Raw genomic sequence first — 17,639 nt, forward strand, 5'->3', positions numbered from 1 at the left:
GAAAATTGAATATTGAGTATTGAAAATTAATCCCTCAACCCTACCCTATTATATCAAAAAGAGACCGCCTATTAAGACAGCCTCTTCACTAACCAAATAAAATCTGCACTTATCAGGAACGAACCAACCAAGAAACGCTCCTAAATACTTTTAATGACCTTGGTCAATTTTTCTTGGACCTCTTTCGCTATACCAGCCAAAGAATCATTTTCTACCGCCATCATGGATGCCGCTGGATCTACTGCCGAAACCTCAACAGTTCCGGGCTCGCGTTCCTGCACTATTACGTTACAGGGAAGCATAGTACCTATTTTGTTTTCAGCTTGCAATGCTTGATGTGCCATTTGCGGATTGCAGGCACCTAGAATGGTGTAATTATAAAAATCTGCATCCAACTTCTTTTTTAAGGTGGCTTTTATATCTATTTCGGTCAACACCCCGAAACCTTCCTCTTTTAAAGCTGCCGTTGTCTTTTCAATGGCGTCTTCAAAAGTTGTGTTTTTTAATGTTGTACTGATGTAATAACTCATAATTTTCGGATTATTTAATTTGCTTTAACAATCTGAAACAAAGGTAAGCCTGCAAAACGGGAAGTTCTGTAACAAAGATTACATAAGGAAAAATTTATGAAATATGAAGTACGAAATACGAGGTACGAAGTAAGAGGTACGAAGTAAGAGGTACGAAATACGAGGTACGAAGTAAAAACCCACAACCCACAACCGACAACTCACAACCAAAAACTCACAACCGAAAACTCACAACCGACAACCCACAACCGAAAACCCACAACCGAAAACTCACAACCGACAACCCACAACCGAAAACCCACAACCGACAACCCACAACCGACAACCCACAACCGACAACCCATAACCGACAACTCACAACCAAAAACTCACAACCGAAAACTCACAACCGACAACCCACAACCGAAAACTCACAACCGACAACTCACAACCGAAAACCCACAACCGAAAACCCACAACCCACAACCGAAAACTAATTCGCCGGCGTAATCATAATATGCGAGCGGTGGGTGCCCGCATCCATCAGCCAGGGCATACCGGGGGCTTGGGGTTTTGTGGGCAGGCCTGTGCTTTCGCCCGTCATATAGGGTTTGTAGATTACGTAGCGTATCTTGCTCTTTAGAAGTTCGCCCGTTTCGGCGCTATAGTCCTTTTCCTCTCCCGCCAAAATATATACCATAGACGGTTCCGAAGGCATTTTAAGAGTGCCTGCCTCTATTTCATTTTTTCGCGCCTCCCGTTTTTCTTCGTTTGATTTGCCCTCTGCGGCCAACTCACGGCCGCGGGCCATAAAAGGTTCCAATTCGGCGCCGTAACAGGCCACGCTTATGCCCGCCTTGTTGGGGTCGTCTGCCAGGCATACCATGCCATTGTTGCCCTCGCGCAGAGTGACGATTTTTCCTTCTTGGTTATAGCCCAAAACCGTGGCATCTTCGCGGTACATTTCGGGGGCGGCCAAGACGGCGGTCTTAATCTGTATGTCCTTTGGAAGAATCTTGTTTTGGGCAAAAGTTGAGAACGCCATTGCCAAAACGAAAAGAGTCATTAGTTTTTTCATAGTCCGTAGGTTTTAAAAATGAAGGTTTAAGATACGGATTTTTGGGAGATTATGGGAGTGGGTTGTTGTGGAGACTGATATGTTTTACGGGTAATGGATTTGGTCACGCGTTGCGAACGCGCACTAACCGAGGTTCGACTGCACTTACTCCGACATTCTCATTTTCGATTTCGATTTCGATTTCGATTTCGATTTCGATTTCGGTTTCGGTTTCGGTTTCGGTTTCGGTTTCAAAAGAAGTTTAAAAGGCAGGTAAACATACCTTAATTCATTACTAATTATTAATCCCCCAAAGCTTCGCCCCCTTTTAAGGGGGAGATCCACCAACGGCGGAGAGGGGGTGCTGAATAAATCAATTCACGATTAACACTTCACGTTTCACCACTCACAAATTCACAAACTCACAAACTCACAAATTCACAAAAAACGCCTTGAAAGAAGATTGAAGAAAGAAAAACCGACCAAGCCCCATTCAAAAGGGCTCGTTTAAATTTTTTCACGAAATTCTATGGTTTAGGCTTACATTTCCTTTCCAAAACAATTTCAATCTCACTAATAAACTTTTTATAATCCTTCTTAATCTTATCTGCAAAGCATGGAGAACGTTCTCCTTTAAGACAATACCTAACGTATTTTGGTGATATTTTATATTTCTTAGCCAGCGCCTTTACAAGTGTTGCGCTATAAGTTTGCTTCATTTTAACTATATTTACAAATTATATAAACTGTTCCCACTTATTGAACAGATATTTAAACTGAAAATCAAATATATAAACACTTTGTTTATTATGCAAATTTTATACACAAAAAGTTTATAATTATGGATAAAGCCATAATGTTAGATAGGATTAAAGATCACTATAGTTTTCAAACGGATGTGGATTTTGCTAAATTTCTAGGAATTACACCGCAAACATTTTCTAATTGGAAAAGCAGAAATTCGTTTGATGCCGAACTCCTTTACAATAAGTGTCCAGAGTTAAATCCTTCTTGGTTATTATGTGGGAAGGAACCTATGATAACCGAAAGTAAAATTCAGGAGCTGCAAGTAAACGAAGCGAAGAGCCCCTATATACTCCGCAAAAAATTAACTTATCTGGAAGATGAGATAAAAGTGCTAAGCCAGGCCGATAAAATAATGAGCGAATCTGGGAGCCAAATCAAGAAAGCAATTAAACTCTTAACTGATAAACTTCAGCTCACCGAAAAGGAACTTCAACAGGTATTGAAGAAAAAGGGTTAATTAGTTATAAGTTCTATTTTCTCCATCAACATTTGAAATCGCTCCTCTCTAATCAAAGGATGAATATGCATGGCTAGAATTTCCTCAGCTTGAGGATGATTTTTTATAGCAGTCAATTGAGTTTTAATAAATTCTTTCACCTTAATATCAGCTGCCAGAATCTCTTCAACTATAGTTGTTCTGTTATCAATTAGATAGATAATATCTTCGTAATCGTGGCTGCCATAAAAATCATTTTTACCTCTATCTATAAAAGCCTCTAGTTTTGTTGCTAAAAAATAAGGCGAAGGTAAAATATTGATTTTTATCCCTGCTGGTAATTCAATTTGTTGTTGATATTCAAAACCAGGTTTGTACCAACTATTTGAAATTCCGATGCTGCTGTCATCTGCTGGCATTATATCTATGGCAATATCCTTATACTTGTATGAGCAAATTGATTGTCCATGTGGATCTGGATAAAACCCTAATTCTGTCAGACGTTCCTGCATCTGTGTCCATTCTGTATAATTTGCCAAATTGATAGTCATATCAATATCTCCCGTTGGACGCACTTCATCTGCAGCTGGATCATCCGTATATAGGCTAATTACTGCCCCTCCAATAAATACCATTCTATCTCGTAGTTCGTGTAAGCCTTCTGCCACTTGAGCCACTAAGGCTAGATTTATGACCTTATTATGCATTTAGAATTCTATTGTGGAGTTCGTTTTTTGCAATTTCCTTTTCTCTAGTTCTTCCCACCCGTATAGCGTCTACCATGGTGAGCAATTCGTATAATTCTTTATCCCTTATTGATGCTTCTACAACTGTATTATACAAGGGCTCTATAGCTTGCCCTCTTTCATTGCCTTTAGCATATGGCCAAACGTACTTGTCATTTGATATGATAATTTGGTTCAATGGTGCCGCTGAGTGCGCAGTTAAAACTCCTCTTACCAACGCTCCAGGTTGTTGTGGAAAAACATATGCAACGCCATGTAATAAGAAATCGATAAACGCCAATTTGTTTACTTTTTTTTTAGCATTGTCTATAAGTCCTGCATATTTAGACCTATTTAATGACTGGCTCACCTCAGACTGGCTTATTCCTAAATCCTCTGCAAGAGTATGATGATACCAGAGCTCTGAACCCAAAGCAATTATTTTTAATAAAATTACCACATCTTGTGGTTTGAGATTGTTTTTTGAAATATTCATACGTACTGCATATTGCGATATGCAATATTAAATTATATATAACTGAAAACCAAATTACTTAATAACTATATCGCATATTGCGATATGCGATATGCTGTATAGTGTAACTTTAAAAGCACTTCCACCCTAGAATAGCTTAGAAAAGCGCGTCAAGTAATTGCGGTATTTATAGCTTGAACCTAAATTTTAAAGCCCGAAGAAAATATTTATTTTTGGCACTCTCCCCCTCGTCCTCCGAATTTATTGCAAATAACGTAGGAGGACCAGTTAATTTGGCCCTAGTACAGAAACTAGTATTAAGGTTGCCAATCATTTTATCCAATTTAATTAAATAAGCCCGCTTTTGTATTAATGGAAAACTGTTTCGCACATATATCTGTTCTGAATAAAATAATTTTTCGAATAAGAGTGGGAATTTTAAGAGACAATAAAATATTAATTTGTATTTTTGTTTTTTAATTAACACTTGATGTTAATAATATTTATATATTTGCAATGGATATACTATTTGGGAACAATAAGTTAGAGAAGTACGCCAACAGTGACAGAGAGGGCTATAAAAAATTGGGAGTAATTCGATTTAAAATCTACAAAAAAAGACTTGACCAAATTAGAGCGGCGAAAAATCTAGAAGACTTAAGGTATTCACCAGGTAGATTCCACGAATTAAAAGAGAACAGAAAAGGTGAATGGGCTTGTGATCTAGACCAACCTTATAGACTCATTTTTATTCCACAAGAAAACCCAATACCTACTGATAATCATGGGAAATTTATTTGGGTTGAAATTTTAGGAGTGGAAATTATTGAAATTGAAGATTACCATTAACACAGAACATTAAAAAGGGGAGAAAGTATGGCTACTATTAATCAGTATTATCCGGAGAGTGTTACACACCCTGGAGAGATTTTATTAGAAACATTAGAAGAAAGAGACTTAGGAGCAAAAGAATTTGCAATTAGAACTGGGAAACCAGAAAAAACAATTACAGCAGTATTAAAAGGGGAAAGTGCCATAACACCAGATATGGCAGTTTTATTTGAACAAGTGCTTAAGATACCCGCTCATTTTTGGATGGAAGCCCAAAGAAATTTTGATGAATACCAAGCAAGGTTAAATTACCAAAATGCCATTGATGAAGCCCAAGAATGGGCTCAATCTTTTCCTTATGCTAAAATGGCAAAATTTAATTGGGTGCCAAAGACAGTTAAGCTAAGGGAAAAAGTTATCCATTTGTTTGACTATTTTGAAGTCGCCAGTTTAAAAGGTTGGAATGACTTCTACCTTAACCAGAAATTACAAGTAGCTTTTAGAATTTCATTAAAGGATCAGGAAAATGCTACTGCTATTGCCTCTTGGTTAAGACAAGGAGAAATTCAATCTCAAAGTTTGAAAGCTCCAGAATATGATAGAGCAAAATTTAAGGCATTACTGCCCAAGATTAAAGATATAATGGCGGTACATCCTAAAAACTTTTTTGCCCAATTACAAGCAATCTGTTTAACAGCTGGCGTTAAAGTTGTGCATACACCTTGTTTGCCAAATACGGCTATTCACGGTTCAACACGATGGATTAATGATATTCCTTTGATACAATTAAGTGGCAGGTATAAAAGAAATGATATTTTTTGGTTTACTTTTTTTCACGAAGTAGGACATATATTACTACATGGAAAAAAATACATCTCTATTGAAAATGTTTCATACTCTGGCGAGAATGAAGATTATGAAAAGGAAGCTGATGAATTCGCTTCTAATTTAATTTTAACTGAGGCACAGGTTGATGAAATATGGTGTACCCCAAATTTAATGGAAGAGGACATTCTAACATATGCTAAAAAATTCACTACCCATCCTGCTTGCATAATAGGTAGATTGCAATATTTAGGGTATATACGATTTGGTTTAGGAAGTCATCTTTTTGAACCTATAAATTTTTATGATTAATTGGTGTTATTAATCGAACTCCTTTTTAAGGTTTTTATGAATAATTTATTTATGATGAAATAAAGCTCGCACCCTCAAAAGCCATTATAATCTTCTCACCAATTTCTTTATCCAATACCCCATCATTGTCTAGTACATTCATCTTTAAAATACCACAAGAATGATCTGGAAATTTAAATGGCTGATGATATATTTTTTCTTGCTTTACCCCGGGATATAGCAATATGGAACAATTGGATTTCCAATGATCATTGTAAACATACATCTGTCTAAGATCATTTGTAGAAGGCTTATTGCCATCCATCCGTTTCCATTTAGTGTCTATAACAATTTTTGTAGTATCGCCCTGTTTTATAAGAATATCGGGCCTTATGGTCATGCCACCCCAAAAGGATTTTGATTGCTGCCCAAGTATTTCGTAGGGTTTATGAATACAGGATTTTTTTAACTGAATCAATATATACTCTTCCCACAAACTATTCATATCAAACAATAATGCCAACATTCTTTCTGAGCCAGAAGATATATTAGGCGCATAATTCAATATGATCAATCGCGCAATTTCGAGCGCTGTTTCATAGGGCTGTGTTTTCCGGTTTAGCTTTATTTTTTCAAAAGTGGATGCATTACAGTTTATGCCGGAAACCTCTGGAAAATCCAACTGTACCCTTTTGCATTTAGCGTATAGATAACTTCCTTTTGAAACTTGTTCAATAATACAAAGCGCAAGATTTAATATTTGATGTAGCTGATGGTCCTTATCATAAATCTGATGGGTAATATAAAACCGTTCCTTATGAATTAGGTTTTTGGCAATATGCCCCGCAAATTCTAGCTTTCCTTTTAGTGCGGTAACATTCTTGGTTTCTTTGTAGTATTTTTTCACCAAACCCTGCCGTTGCAAGAGTTCCACCTCTCTTAAAAACCATTCAAAGTAAATATCCAAAAGATGGATATTCTGTTTGTTCACATTGGCCTGCCCTACCTGATTTACTTTAAGTTTTCGAGTAATGCGAAGCATATCAATCAATACATCACGCCATATGCCTTCTTCTCCATTGCTAGACTTCGAGTAATCTGCTTTGGGCAAAATCTCAATCGTAAGTGTATCAATTTGAACCACCCCCACATATTGCGAAAACTTAATGCCCTTATGTAGTAAGGTAAAATATTTATTATCGTGAAGTTCATTCAGTTTGGCGAGCGCATAAAAGTGCTTTTTGGTGAAAGGCACGTTTTTATATACCCCACCGTAATTAAGTGTTTGATGTTCAAAAACCTGAATTACTTTATTCCCCATCCCTGTTTAGAAGTTTAAGTACAGCAGCTTCTATATCGTCAATATCATTTACAAGTTCACATAAGGTAACTTGATCTGGTCTGGAGATTCCTTCAATACTTGGGAATTTAACCTGATGATTTGTTTCTACTTTTACAAAACCAGAACCGAGTATAAGAGCTATCTTTTCATAGTCGTGGTAAAAATATTCTTGCAATAGTGGAATGACTTTATTTTTAAAAACTTCTTCCAAACCATCGGTATCATCACTTTCCAAATCCATAAAATAGGAATGGCCAATTGTATGGTCTCTGTCCAATAGAAATTCGATACGTTCATTGATGGTTTCCAACACTTCTTTTAGATTGAAGCCATCAAATTCTATAGCTTCAATAAGCGATGGGTCTGGCATAATCTCCTTAAAGCTGAACCTTCTTCGCAAAGCGGTGTCTAAAGCTTCCACTGAGCGGTCTGCGGTATTCATAGTACCAATAATGTACAAATTTGATGGTACTCCAAATGAAAGTTTTGAATAAGGAAGTTGTACTCGTAATTTTTCTTCACCTCCTAACCTTTTGTCTTTTTCAATTAATGTTATCAATTCTCCAAATATTGAGGAAACATTACCTCTATTTATTTCATCTATAATGAGTACCACTGGGTTTGCTTTATTTGAATATAATTCAAACGCTTTATCAAATACACCCGCCCTAAATTTCTTGATTATCTCTGCATCATCTAACTCTGTAGTATCAATTTCTAAAAGTTCTTTAGGTAAATTTTTATACTCCTTCTTCTCAAAATTTTTAATCCCTTTAAAAATGGCGTAAAATTCAGTAATTCTAGGACTTACCCCTACTGCATCTCTAACTTGTTGTAGATTTTTAATTTCCGCAACAGAATCAAATGTATCATATAACTTTTGTAAATTTTCTTTTGTTAGAGGAGCAACGTGTGTAGCTTTTGAATCTTTAGCTCTAGCTCGAATAGAATCATTTTTATTAATCTCAAAAATTTCAACCTCCCTACCCGTGATAGTCCTAAAATTAGGCTTTTCTTCCACCTCGCGGTATTGATCTATAAAGGCTTCATACAAATCATCAAAACTGTATTTTTCGTTAGTATCCTTTTGTCTTAAAAGCTTATAGCAATTATAGGCAGCATAGGCACAGCAGCGCATAAAAATTCCTGCTTCAATTCCATATTCTAATTCATCAGTCTTATCATCAGATTTTTCCCAAAGCGGTTTTATACCTTCAACAAAATCTTCATAACTGAAAGATTGATGGAAAGTGGTAAAGACAATTTGACCCTTATCATATAATTCTTGGTACTTCAAATTAATTTCTCTCCTTATTTCCTTTGAGTTTAATGATTCTTCAACTTTAAATTCAGGAGCAGCAATTTTAACTGCAATCTCTTTACTGATATATGTTTTTCCCGTTCCTGGTGGGCCGTAAAGTATTTGATTTAATGGAAATACTTCTTTAATTAGCTGATTAAACTTTATACTGCTTTCCACATTAAATTCCATAAGATTCATCAATTCATCATAATAAGTATTAAACTTCTGGGAGTAACTTGGATATTTTGTGATATCTGTCAACGTTTTAAGCACTAAACTGTTTTCCACTTTCCAATCTCCCTTTTTTTTCCATTCAATTTTTCTGCGACTTGTAAATTCGGATTTAGAACCATCATAATAATAACCTGACGTAACAAGGCCATAGCCCAATATATGACTTCTGCCTTTTTTTATAATCACTATATCTCCGATGTCCATCACGTTTGCAAATTCCCAATTAGCTGTAGTGTCATTTCGTTTATCTCCTTCACCTCCATAAGCGGCATATAGCGCCTGCCTGATTTCATCGAGTGATGTATACTGTGCCAAATCGCCAATTTTGTCCCAACCCATTCCTATTTCTCCTATTTCATAAAATTCGTTGAATTTAATTGCATTTTTGCCTGGAGCAAAAAGCCAATATTTTCTGTTTTCGACTAACTGGAGAGTACTTGAATCGTTGGTGTCCAAGATTGGTTTTTCTAACATAGTATACAAAAAGTTCTGTGTAATTAAGTTGTCATCATTCCACGATGTTTTAGGATAAATTTCCTGGTGAATTTGTTGAATGTCCTGGTTAGTAGATATGTACTGCTCATTTAAGTCATCAACGAGCTTTAAATAATGTAAATATTTTCTTCCTGTTTCTACTGGCTTTATATGAAGCTGGTTGCAGAGTTGGGTATAAAACGAAGACTTATATAAGTAATATTTCTCTGGGAATTTAAAAGATAGATATACCGAAATGGTGCGCTCATCTTGCTGATGATTAATTTTCGTTTTTCCCAAAGCCTCCTTAACACGAGGAACCAAATCCTTTGCTTGTTTCTGAAAATTTTTAATTCTAATTCCAATGCCTTCGGATTCATCATACAATTCTCGAAACATTTCTCGAGTTTCTTCCGGAAAATTTGCTGTTAAGGATCTAATGTAACCCCAAGAGTTTTGGTAAAGTAGATTGCCCACTTGCTTGAAAGATTCTAAAAACATTGCATTAAAATCTATAGCTTCAATATCCCAATGTTTTTGAAAATGGTTAATAGCTTCCCATTTGTATGCTTCGTCTGGATCGCCTTGATCTGTTAGTTTTTTAATGTAATGTTTTACAAGCTCTTTCATATTTAAAAAATTTCTTATAGGAAGTCTTAATACTTCCATTCCAAATGACTAAAAGGAAGCTTATTCAATTCTTCTCTATAAAACCTCCATTTAGGCATAAACTGATTCATATAATTTACAAAAACCTCATTGTGACTTCTTTCTAGCAAATGCACCAATTCGTGTACAATAATAAATTCTAAACACTCTACAGGCTTTTTAGCAAGTTCTAAGTTGAGCCAAATACGTTTGGCCTCTGTATTACAAGTACCCCATTTGGTACGCATTTTCCGTATACCAAATTCATTGGCTTGTACATCTATTTTACGTTCCCATTTTTTTATAAGCTTAGGTACTATTTCTTTAAGTTGGGTGCGATACCATTCTTCCAAAATCTCCTTCCTTTTTTCTAAGGGTGTATCTGGCTTAACATAGAGTTTAAGTGTACTATGTTTTAAAACTACTTTTGGAGGATGCGAGTGTTCTATTACTTCTAGCAAGTAGCGTTTTCCTTTAAAATAATGACTTTCTTTTGACAAATACTCTCTTGGAGTTTCGCGTTCTTGACCTTTAAATGTGGCTTGTTGTTTCTTTATCCATTTTAACTTGTTTAGAGCGAAAACCCTAATCGTGTCCATATCCATTCTAGATGGAGCAGCTATCTTAACTGCACCATTAGGAGGGTAGACACTTAAATGGATGTTTTTAATATCCTTTAGCTCTACATCAATAGTTATATTTCCTAGTTCAAGTTGTTGCATTAATACTCTTCCTGTGCTTTAATAATATTGAAAATGGCTTCCACTTTATTTTCTATTCCATAAGGCTCTGGGGGTTCGTTTGCGATATCAATACCATTTTCAGCTCCGTATTTTGTTATTTGTTTAAAAATCTCAGCTTTTATTTCCCGCTCCTTGGCAAGGTTTCCCCTCCAGCCGTCACGTTTTACTCTTTTTATGGCCTTATCAAGCTGAATAGCTAAATGTTCATCCTTACCGGCATTGTTATAAATCGCACGTTGGCCTTGTGTTTTTAAAATATCAGGAGTTGCATCACTTTTTCCTTCTTTTACTGTTTTTGCTATAAAAGCAATTTTTTCCAAATAAACTGCATAACTAATTGCTTTGGCCTTTCGTTCTTGTATTACAGCATCTAATAACTTCGACATCTCTTCAAAAAAAGCAGGGTCAATTAAATGATCTTTAATTATTTTGCTTCTAACATTATTTTCTATCGTTTCTGCAATAGCACCCTGATCCTTTTTTATACCTGTTGGCAACGAGTTGATCGCATCAGCAATTCCAGAGTTCACAATTATATCCAGTAAAGTCATATCATCAAAAGCAGATACCTTTATGGAGTCATCGGCTTGAATATAGGTGTCTATTAAATGCCGCATATCTGCTTCATAGCTTTTTAGATCCAAAGTCTCACCACTTGCCCTTCTAATCTCTTCCCGAAGTTTTAAATAATAATCTATTTCCTTTTTAATGCCTTCTATTTCTTTTAAAGTATAACCTGCATCCTCCATCTCTTCAGCTATGTTGGCATAGGCGCGGATTAGGGCTACGGTTTTTTTATAAAGTGCTGTACCGCCCACAAAAGCAGGCGGTCTTTTCAAAATTGGGCTAACTCTGTTTTATTTCTTAATCAACTGTTTTACCATACTTGTATTTTCTCCTCTAATTTGGAAAAGGTAAATCCCTGCTTCCAAAGCAGAAACATCAATTGTTTCTTCTTGTCCCATCTTGCTTAAATCGATTGTATTTATCATTCTTCCGGTCACATCATAAATAACCACTTCGGTTAAAGAGATGCTTTGGTGCTTCGCGATAATAACTTTATTTGTAGCTGGGTTTGGATATAGACTTACTGAATTTTCCAATGTAATATCCTGGGTTCCCAATACACTTTCTACAATCAATTCAAAAGTACATTCCCCTATATTTCCATATTCATCTTCCGCAGTTACCCTAACTTGATAGATACCATCCGCAAGCAAGTCGCCTACCGCAGGGTCCTGGGTGAACGTGATGACTGGATTGGTACAATTGTCAATCGCGGAAGCATCACCAGTTGCAAAAAAGTCTGGAACTTCATAGAACAAGTTCCCAGCACCCGGATCAACCGTCAAGCCATTGGGGCAGTTTACTTCTGGAGCCAATGCATCAACCACGGTAATTGTAGTAGCACACTGCGCCAAGTTTCCATTTACATCTTCTGCAAAAACAGTTACAGCAACTGGATTTCCAATATCAGTACAACTAACTGCATTAATGTCTATCGCCAAGGTAGCTATACCACAGGCATCAAAACTACTTGCAATTACATCTTGAGGTGCGATAGTAGCTGTTCCATCTGCGCCCAATTCAACTGTAATATCCATACACACCAGTTCGGGAGCTTCATTATCCTCTACTGTAATAGTGAAAGTACAAACTGTAGCATTTCCATTTAAATCAGTAGCCGTAAATTCAATTGTTGAAACTCCCACTGGAAATTCACTTCCTGAGATAAGACCACTTGTTTGCATTATTGTATCTAAATCTCCATCAATATCCGTAGCCGTAGCATCTGGAAAAGTAACCACTGCCCCACAAACCCCTGCATCGGTAGTTGTACTAATATTGGGAGTACAACTAATAACGGGGGCATTGTTTGCTGGGTCAAGATTCATCCCCACCAAAATAGGATCGTGATCTGATGCTCTAAACATATTGGCCTCATAAATAGGAAGGGCGTCTGATTCGCGTTCGAAGGACGATTCGCCTGCATCTTGGATTGCGTCGTTATAATCAAATACATTCACCTCATCGGCATTGATGTTCCAAGCGATAGTACCAGTTATTTGGCTCACGAGGTTCGCACTTGCCAAGCCGTAATCCAAATAGCCCAATTGCCCATCAAACACATAGCTGTAGGCGTCATCGCCAACAAAATTTTCCAACAAATCAGTAAAATCATCTCCTGTGCTTGCTGTATCATCAGCACCGGCTTTAATGGCATCGATTGGAGTTTCACTTTTATAGGAATTCAAATCGCCAATAATCAAGAAATCGGGGTCATTACTATTTGTTGGGTCTGTAGCCAACCAATCTACCAAGGCAGCTGCAGCATCAGTACGAGTAAGGTTACAATTGCCCGCTCCATCATTTAAGTCTGGATCGCCCACATCATTACAGGAAGAACCTTTAGATTTAAAGTGGTTTACAACTACCGTTATTTTAGCGCCTGAAGCAGTTTCCTTAAAAGTTTGTGCCAAAGCAGGACGGTTTTTATTGTCAAGGAAACGCGGATCAACAGAACTGTCCAAAATAGCATGTGCTCCTTCCAAAGAAACGGTTGCGGTATTATAAATAAAGGCTACGGCAATTTCATCAGTACCCACAACTCCTGTATCAACAGCAGCATAAGTACCCGTACACATTTCATTTATTCCGCCTGTTCCATTCAGTAGGTCGTTTATTGCTACGGTTCCATTGTTTTCAATTTCTATAAGCCCTACCACATCGGCGTTCAATGCGCAAATAGCAGTAGCTATTTTTTCGCGTTGGCGTGTCAATTCGGCTGCAGAATCTGCGCCTCGGGAATCAATGGTAGTAAAATAGTTAAGGACGTTAAAACTGGCAACCTTAAAAGTTCCCCCTACTTCAGGTGGGGTAGTTTCCCTTGGGTTTACAGCAGTGAAGTTATAATCAAAAACATCCACAGGGCGAATTCTCCAAGCATCGGTACCGCTTTGTCCTGAAAATGACCAATGCATAATTCCTTTTAAATTGCTTATTTGATCCCCGCCACGAATTAGGTTTGTGTTGCTCAAGCCGGGGCGTGGCCAGAAATAGGGCTCATCGGAAGGGCCTACTATAGCATCGTTTTGAAGGTTGTTATCGTCGTCCAATAAAATTCTGTTTTTGTTCAATTCCTCCAAGAAAATAGAATATCCCGCTGGATCAGGAGCATTGTCGTGGCTATACTGATGTACCCTTTCATTAGCAGAAAGCACCAAAGTACCGTAACGAGCCAACTCAAAATATTCGCTTACTACTAGATCGGTAGTAATATTGATAATCATTCCCTCCACATTTTCAAAAGTGCTTTCAGTCTCGGTGCTTGAGGCTGCAGGCAATGTAATTGCAGTTTCGGTTGGTAGCGCATTTGCATGGCTGATAATTGAAACAAGGCCTCCTGTTTCAGAAATATCTATTTGGGTCATTCCGAAAAATTCTTCCGCCAAACCTGTTACCTCTACCAAATCGCCAATCGCCACTGCATCGGGACACGAGTTGCAATACACAAACACTCCTTCTGAAGTTGCATCGTCTGCATCGGCATCTGCATCTTCTTCCTGAATAAAGAAACCGCTCAATTGATCATTTGCTTGATAGTTAGCAGTAACAATGGCAGAAACTTTTACCATTTGTCCGGCTAAGGGGGTAGCTGAGGAAGCGCCTTGCACTTCGTGAATTTTATATTCAGCAATGGGAAGCACACCACAGGAATTTTCTGCTCCCGGAGTTACGGCAGAAGAACACCAAGTGTTCATCAAATCTTCCGAAGTTTCATCTTGACCGTTTACGCCATTTCCTCCAGTAGTAATTTCATTCCCTTCATTAAGATCCTGTCTTTGGAAGGATTGCCCATTGGAATGCGCTGAGGCACTTATTATTTGCTGTGAAGCGATGGCGGTATCGTTATTGTAAACGGAAGGCGTATTATCGGCATCTGGACCATCAATTGAAACTCCTGTTTTATCTACGGCCTCATCGGTATCGCCCCAAATAACGTAGTCGAGGTCGGTAACCAGATCGGTAGTGCCATCCCAATAAAAAAGGATTGCAACTTCGCCTCCATTGGTTAACCCTCCTTGATTGTTAATAGACCCAGGCAATGCCTCGCGCATATCGGCAATCCCATCAGCAGTGGCATTGTCCTCAAAAAGTTCATAATCTGGATTTAAGCCATAGGCAGCAAAATACCCATCGGAACCTGCTAGGGCAATCGTTTGGTAAGCACCCGGGGCTATAGTTGCCCCATCAGGGAAACGCGCTAAGAAATCTGCAAAGCTTCCGCCCCCAGCGTTGCTTCCTGTTACGATGTTGTAATAGTAAGTGGAACCGCCGGCAAAAGTAGCATCTGTAATATACACATTGCTTAAATCCATTGCCGTTGCATTCGGGTTGTATATTTCAATAAACTCACCAGCTGTGGGGGTTACCACAATTTCACTGATAAGCAAGGATTGGACTCCTCCCGCTTTTAAGCCAGGGGAGCCTATATCGGACCCAGAATTTCCACCAGTGGCAGTGCTGGTGTAGGCGTTAAAAAGTGGTGTAGATGCCCCATTTGTACTTAACGACCAATTGGCACCCACATTATTATCAGCCATTAGGTCATTTAAAAAGATAGAACCTAAGCCATCATCACTTGGCCATCCGCTGGCATCATCATAGACTACTTGCTCAACAGTATTTAATTGTGTTTGGTGGTCGCCAGAATAATCAGCAAAGCTTTCCCAAATTCCTATGGTATCCCCGCCATTGTTTAATGCCATAGCCGTCCAGTTGGTAACTGGAATTAGTGCAACATCGCCCCAAGCAGCTGTAAAGTTGGAAGCCGTAATATCGTCAGCATTATATAAAACCCCCGAAGCCCCTGCGGCTATTGTACCCCCCGCAATATTTGCCGCTGTGTGGGCTACTCCATTATTATCGTCAATTACAAAACCTGTTAGGTCCACCGCAACAGCCCCTGCATTGTAGATTTCTATCCATTCCCAATCATCCTCAGCGCTAGAAGGATTGTACATAATTTCTGAAATCACCAATTGCGGCATACCATTACTCAAAGTACCATTAACCGTAATGTTATCAATCCCCATAGGTTCAGATCCGCTTGGGGTTCCCTCCCAACGAATTCTAATTTGAACCTCGGTAGCCAGTTGACCGTTTAAAAGTGTGGAAGTATAGGTATCAAAGTTCCCACTAGCAACATCGCACTTATCAAGAAAACCAAATGCAGTACTGCTTCCGTCAATAAATAATTCTAAGGGATCATCATCAGTAAAAACAAAACCGCCGTCCAATGGTCTGTATGCTTTGGAAGCCGCCTCATTGGTTGCTCCCCTAAATATTTCCTGAAAAGCGCCTCCATCAATTGCTGCCTCAATAATAAATCCATCACTGGAAGCAGCTTCAAAATTACCCATAGCGGCTAGATCAATAGTTATATCACTAATTACCGCTGCACCCCATCCAGAAAAGGTGAATGTTGCATTATTAATGTTAATTGCGTCCATGTCATTTAGGGCAAAAAAGGCCGTGGTATTTTGTCCGGCAATACCAAGTTGGTCTGCTGGAAAGCTTGATCCAGCCCCAGCTCCGCTCACATCAAATTGAGTGTCGTCGGCAACGTCAAAAGGCATTCCTACCCCTCCCAGTTGGCCATCCACACGGCCAAACACATCGCCGCCTGTTCCGCCAGCCATTCCATAATCGGCTACGTTTGCGGTATTTGTTAAATTAATTTCATTTCCATCAAAATCCTCAAATCCGATTACCGTTTGGGCAATTAGCGCGTTTGAAAAAACGCAGAAAATTGAGAGAATAAATAAATAGTTGAATTGTTTCATTTCTTGTAAATGATTTAAAAGATTAATTTTTTCAGGCAAATATACTAAGGCTTTTTAGGCAAGAACAGCAGAAACAGATATCATCAAGTAGACTTAACCTTTAATTAAAGTTGGGAAAGAACCAAACGTTCATTTGTTTTTAAAGTACCCATTATAGCTACTTTTACGAAATGATTGTATGCATTAAGTTCCCGTTATGAAAACCTTGCTCTCTTCTTATGGTGGTTGTTGGTGTTAGTTGTTAGTTGATGGCTGATGGTTGTCGGTTGTCAGTTATCGGTTGTGGGTTGTGGGGTGGGAACTTGAACTCAGCAAGAAAGTTAATACCTGTACTTTATAATTCAACCTGCATCATTCGTATTTTGTCCTTCGTACTTCCTTTTGATGTATTTTTACAGTACCAAAAAGCAATGACGCTAGAAACAGAACTGATAACTACCATTTTTAACGGCCTGTCCTTCACCTTAGAGGAAAGGAAACTGTTGACGCGGAGTTTTGAAAAATTGCATCTCCCAAAACACAGCTTGCTCCTGAAAGCAGGTGAAGCCGTGTATGAGCAATATTATGTTGCCGAGGGTTGCCTGCGAACTTATTATATAGCCCCAGATGGCAAAGAACACACTGTACAGTTCGCTATAACCGATTGGTGGATCAGTGACTATACCGCATTTTTCAATAGTAGCAACGCCTTGATGCATATTGAATGTATTCAGGATGCCACACTCTACAAAATCTCCAAAAATGATATGGAGCAGCTGTACCACCATATGCCAAAGCTTGAATCTTATTTCCGGAAAAAGATGGAACGCGCGTTTGCTTCCTTCCAAAAAAGAATTATTGCCAATCTTTCACAAACGGCTTCCGAGCGTTATTTAAATTTTATAAACACCTACCCAAACATAGAACAAAACGTTAAAAACTATCATATTGCTTCCTATTTAGGTATCACAACCCAGAGCCTAAGCCGCATTCGAAAGGAATTGGTGCAGGGATAGTTTCTTACCATAGGTCAATTTTTTTCTCAACCCTGCCAGCTAACTTTGTATTCACTAGAAGTAGTTGAAATACAGTATAGCTACTATTCTAATTTCAG

At 38.2% G+C, this 17,639-nt stretch carries 13 protein-coding genes; 4 read left to right on the forward strand and 9 right to left on the reverse strand.

Going from position 1 to position 17,639, the window contains the following annotated elements; translation table 11 throughout:
* Positions 1-140: 140 nt before the first annotated feature.
* Complete coding sequence (locus tag A7A78_RS13335) at positions 141-530, reverse strand: DUF302 domain-containing protein (RefSeq protein ID WP_068762966.1); 390 nt, start codon at positions 528-530, stop codon at positions 141-143.
* Between the two features lie 472 nt (positions 531-1,002).
* Positions 1,003-1,587 (reverse strand): hypothetical protein, encoded by a 585-nt coding sequence (locus A7A78_RS13340; RefSeq protein WP_068762967.1) that lies wholly within the window; start codon positions 1,585-1,587, stop codon positions 1,003-1,005.
* Positions 1,588-2,407: 820 nt separating this feature from the next.
* Between A7A78_RS13340 and A7A78_RS13350 the strand changes: the two genes are divergently transcribed.
* Positions 2,408-2,830, forward strand: coding sequence for a helix-turn-helix domain-containing protein (locus tag A7A78_RS13350; RefSeq protein WP_068762969.1), 423 nt, complete (start codon positions 2,408-2,410; stop codon positions 2,828-2,830).
* Here the strand turns inward: A7A78_RS13350 and A7A78_RS13355 are convergent.
* Complete coding sequence (locus A7A78_RS13355; protein WP_068762970.1) at positions 2,827-3,516, reverse strand: nucleotidyl transferase AbiEii/AbiGii toxin family protein; 690 nt, start codon at positions 3,514-3,516, stop codon at positions 2,827-2,829. The two genes, A7A78_RS13350 and A7A78_RS13355, sit on opposite strands and share 4 nt — an antisense overlap.
* Complete coding sequence (locus tag A7A78_RS13360; RefSeq protein WP_068762971.1) at positions 3,509-4,030, reverse strand: hypothetical protein; 522 nt, start codon at positions 4,028-4,030, stop codon at positions 3,509-3,511. Before A7A78_RS13360 ends, A7A78_RS13355 begins: the two co-directional genes overlap by 8 nt.
* A gap of 495 nt (positions 4,031-4,525) precedes the next feature.
* Here A7A78_RS13360 and A7A78_RS13370 point away from each other — a divergent pair, with 495 nt between their 5' ends.
* Both A7A78_RS13370 and A7A78_RS13375 read left to right on the forward strand, forming a co-directional pair.
* Complete coding sequence (locus tag A7A78_RS13370; RefSeq protein ID WP_068762973.1) at positions 4,526-4,858, forward strand: type II toxin-antitoxin system RelE/ParE family toxin; 333 nt, start codon at positions 4,526-4,528, stop codon at positions 4,856-4,858.
* 27 nt (positions 4,859-4,885) lie between these two features.
* Positions 4,886-5,977 (forward strand): ImmA/IrrE family metallo-endopeptidase, encoded by a 1,092-nt coding sequence (locus A7A78_RS13375; RefSeq protein ID WP_068762974.1) that lies wholly within the window; start codon positions 4,886-4,888, stop codon positions 5,975-5,977.
* Positions 5,978-6,026: 49 nt separating this feature from the next.
* Here the strand turns inward: A7A78_RS13375 and A7A78_RS13380 are convergent, their stop codons facing one another.
* From A7A78_RS13380 to A7A78_RS13400, 5 genes are read right to left on the reverse strand one after another with little or no spacing between them, the layout of a single operon-like run.
* Positions 6,027-7,277, reverse strand: coding sequence for an McrC family protein (locus A7A78_RS13380; protein WP_068762975.1), 1,251 nt, complete (start codon positions 7,275-7,277; stop codon positions 6,027-6,029).
* Positions 7,267-9,939 (reverse strand): McrB family protein, encoded by a 2,673-nt coding sequence (locus A7A78_RS15240; protein ID WP_242649283.1) that lies wholly within the window; start codon positions 9,937-9,939, stop codon positions 7,267-7,269. The genes A7A78_RS13380 and A7A78_RS15240 overlap by 11 nt, the downstream gene beginning before the upstream one ends.
* Before the next feature lie 26 nt (positions 9,940-9,965).
* Positions 9,966-10,679, reverse strand: a complete 714-nt coding sequence (locus A7A78_RS13390; RefSeq protein ID WP_068762977.1) for a M48 family metallopeptidase — start codon at positions 10,677-10,679, stop codon at positions 9,966-9,968.
* On the reverse strand, positions 10,679-11,539 hold the full coding sequence (locus A7A78_RS13395; RefSeq protein WP_131811152.1) for a hypothetical protein: 861 nt from the start codon (positions 11,537-11,539) through the stop codon (positions 10,679-10,681). The genes A7A78_RS13390 and A7A78_RS13395 overlap by 1 nt, the downstream gene beginning before the upstream one ends.
* An 18-nt stretch (positions 11,540-11,557) precedes the next feature.
* Complete coding sequence (locus A7A78_RS13400; RefSeq protein WP_068762979.1) at positions 11,558-16,546, reverse strand: ExeM/NucH family extracellular endonuclease; 4,989 nt, start codon at positions 16,544-16,546, stop codon at positions 11,558-11,560.
* 410 nt (positions 16,547-16,956) lie between these two features.
* Here A7A78_RS13400 and A7A78_RS13405 point away from each other — a divergent pair, with 410 nt between their 5' ends.
* Positions 16,957-17,541, forward strand: a complete 585-nt coding sequence (locus A7A78_RS13405; RefSeq protein ID WP_068762980.1) for a Crp/Fnr family transcriptional regulator — start codon at positions 16,957-16,959, stop codon at positions 17,539-17,541.
* Positions 17,542-17,639 lie beyond the last annotated feature (98 nt).

Source organism: Aequorivita soesokkakensis, assembly GCF_001641085.1.
GTDB classification, from domain to species: domain Bacteria; phylum Bacteroidota; class Bacteroidia; order Flavobacteriales; family Flavobacteriaceae; genus Aequorivita; species Aequorivita soesokkakensis.

Bases quoted from the DNA above. Each gene is read 5' to 3' on its own strand.
- A7A78_RS13335 (WP_068762966.1), bottom strand. From the start codon at position 530: ATGAGTTATTACATCAGTACAACATTAAAAAACACAACTTTTGAAGAC.
- A7A78_RS13340 (WP_068762967.1), bottom strand. From the start codon at position 1,587: ATGAAAAAACTAATGACTCTTTTCGTTTTGGCAATGGCGTTCTCAACT.
- A7A78_RS13350 (WP_068762969.1), top strand. From the start codon at position 2,408: ATGGATAAAGCCATAATGTTAGATAGGATTAAAGATCACTATAGTTTT.
- A7A78_RS13355 (WP_068762970.1), bottom strand. From the start codon at position 3,516: ATGCATAATAAGGTCATAAATCTAGCCTTAGTGGCTCAAGTGGCAGAA.
- A7A78_RS13360 (WP_068762971.1), bottom strand. From the start codon at position 4,030: ATGAATATTTCAAAAAACAATCTCAAACCACAAGATGTGGTAATTTTA.
- A7A78_RS13370 (WP_068762973.1), top strand. From the start codon at position 4,526: ATGGATATACTATTTGGGAACAATAAGTTAGAGAAGTACGCCAACAGT.
- A7A78_RS13375 (WP_068762974.1), top strand. From the start codon at position 4,886: ATGGCTACTATTAATCAGTATTATCCGGAGAGTGTTACACACCCTGGA.
- A7A78_RS13380 (WP_068762975.1), bottom strand. From the start codon at position 7,277: ATGGGGAATAAAGTAATTCAGGTTTTTGAACATCAAACACTTAATTAC.
- A7A78_RS15240 (WP_242649283.1), bottom strand. From the start codon at position 9,939: ATGAAAGAGCTTGTAAAACATTACATTAAAAAACTAACAGATCAAGGC.
- A7A78_RS13390 (WP_068762977.1), bottom strand. From the start codon at position 10,679: ATGCAACAACTTGAACTAGGAAATATAACTATTGATGTAGAGCTAAAG.
- A7A78_RS13400 (WP_068762979.1), bottom strand. From the start codon at position 16,546: ATGAAACAATTCAACTATTTATTTATTCTCTCAATTTTCTGCGTTTTT.
- A7A78_RS13405 (WP_068762980.1), top strand. From the start codon at position 16,957: ATGACGCTAGAAACAGAACTGATAACTACCATTTTTAACGGCCTGTCC.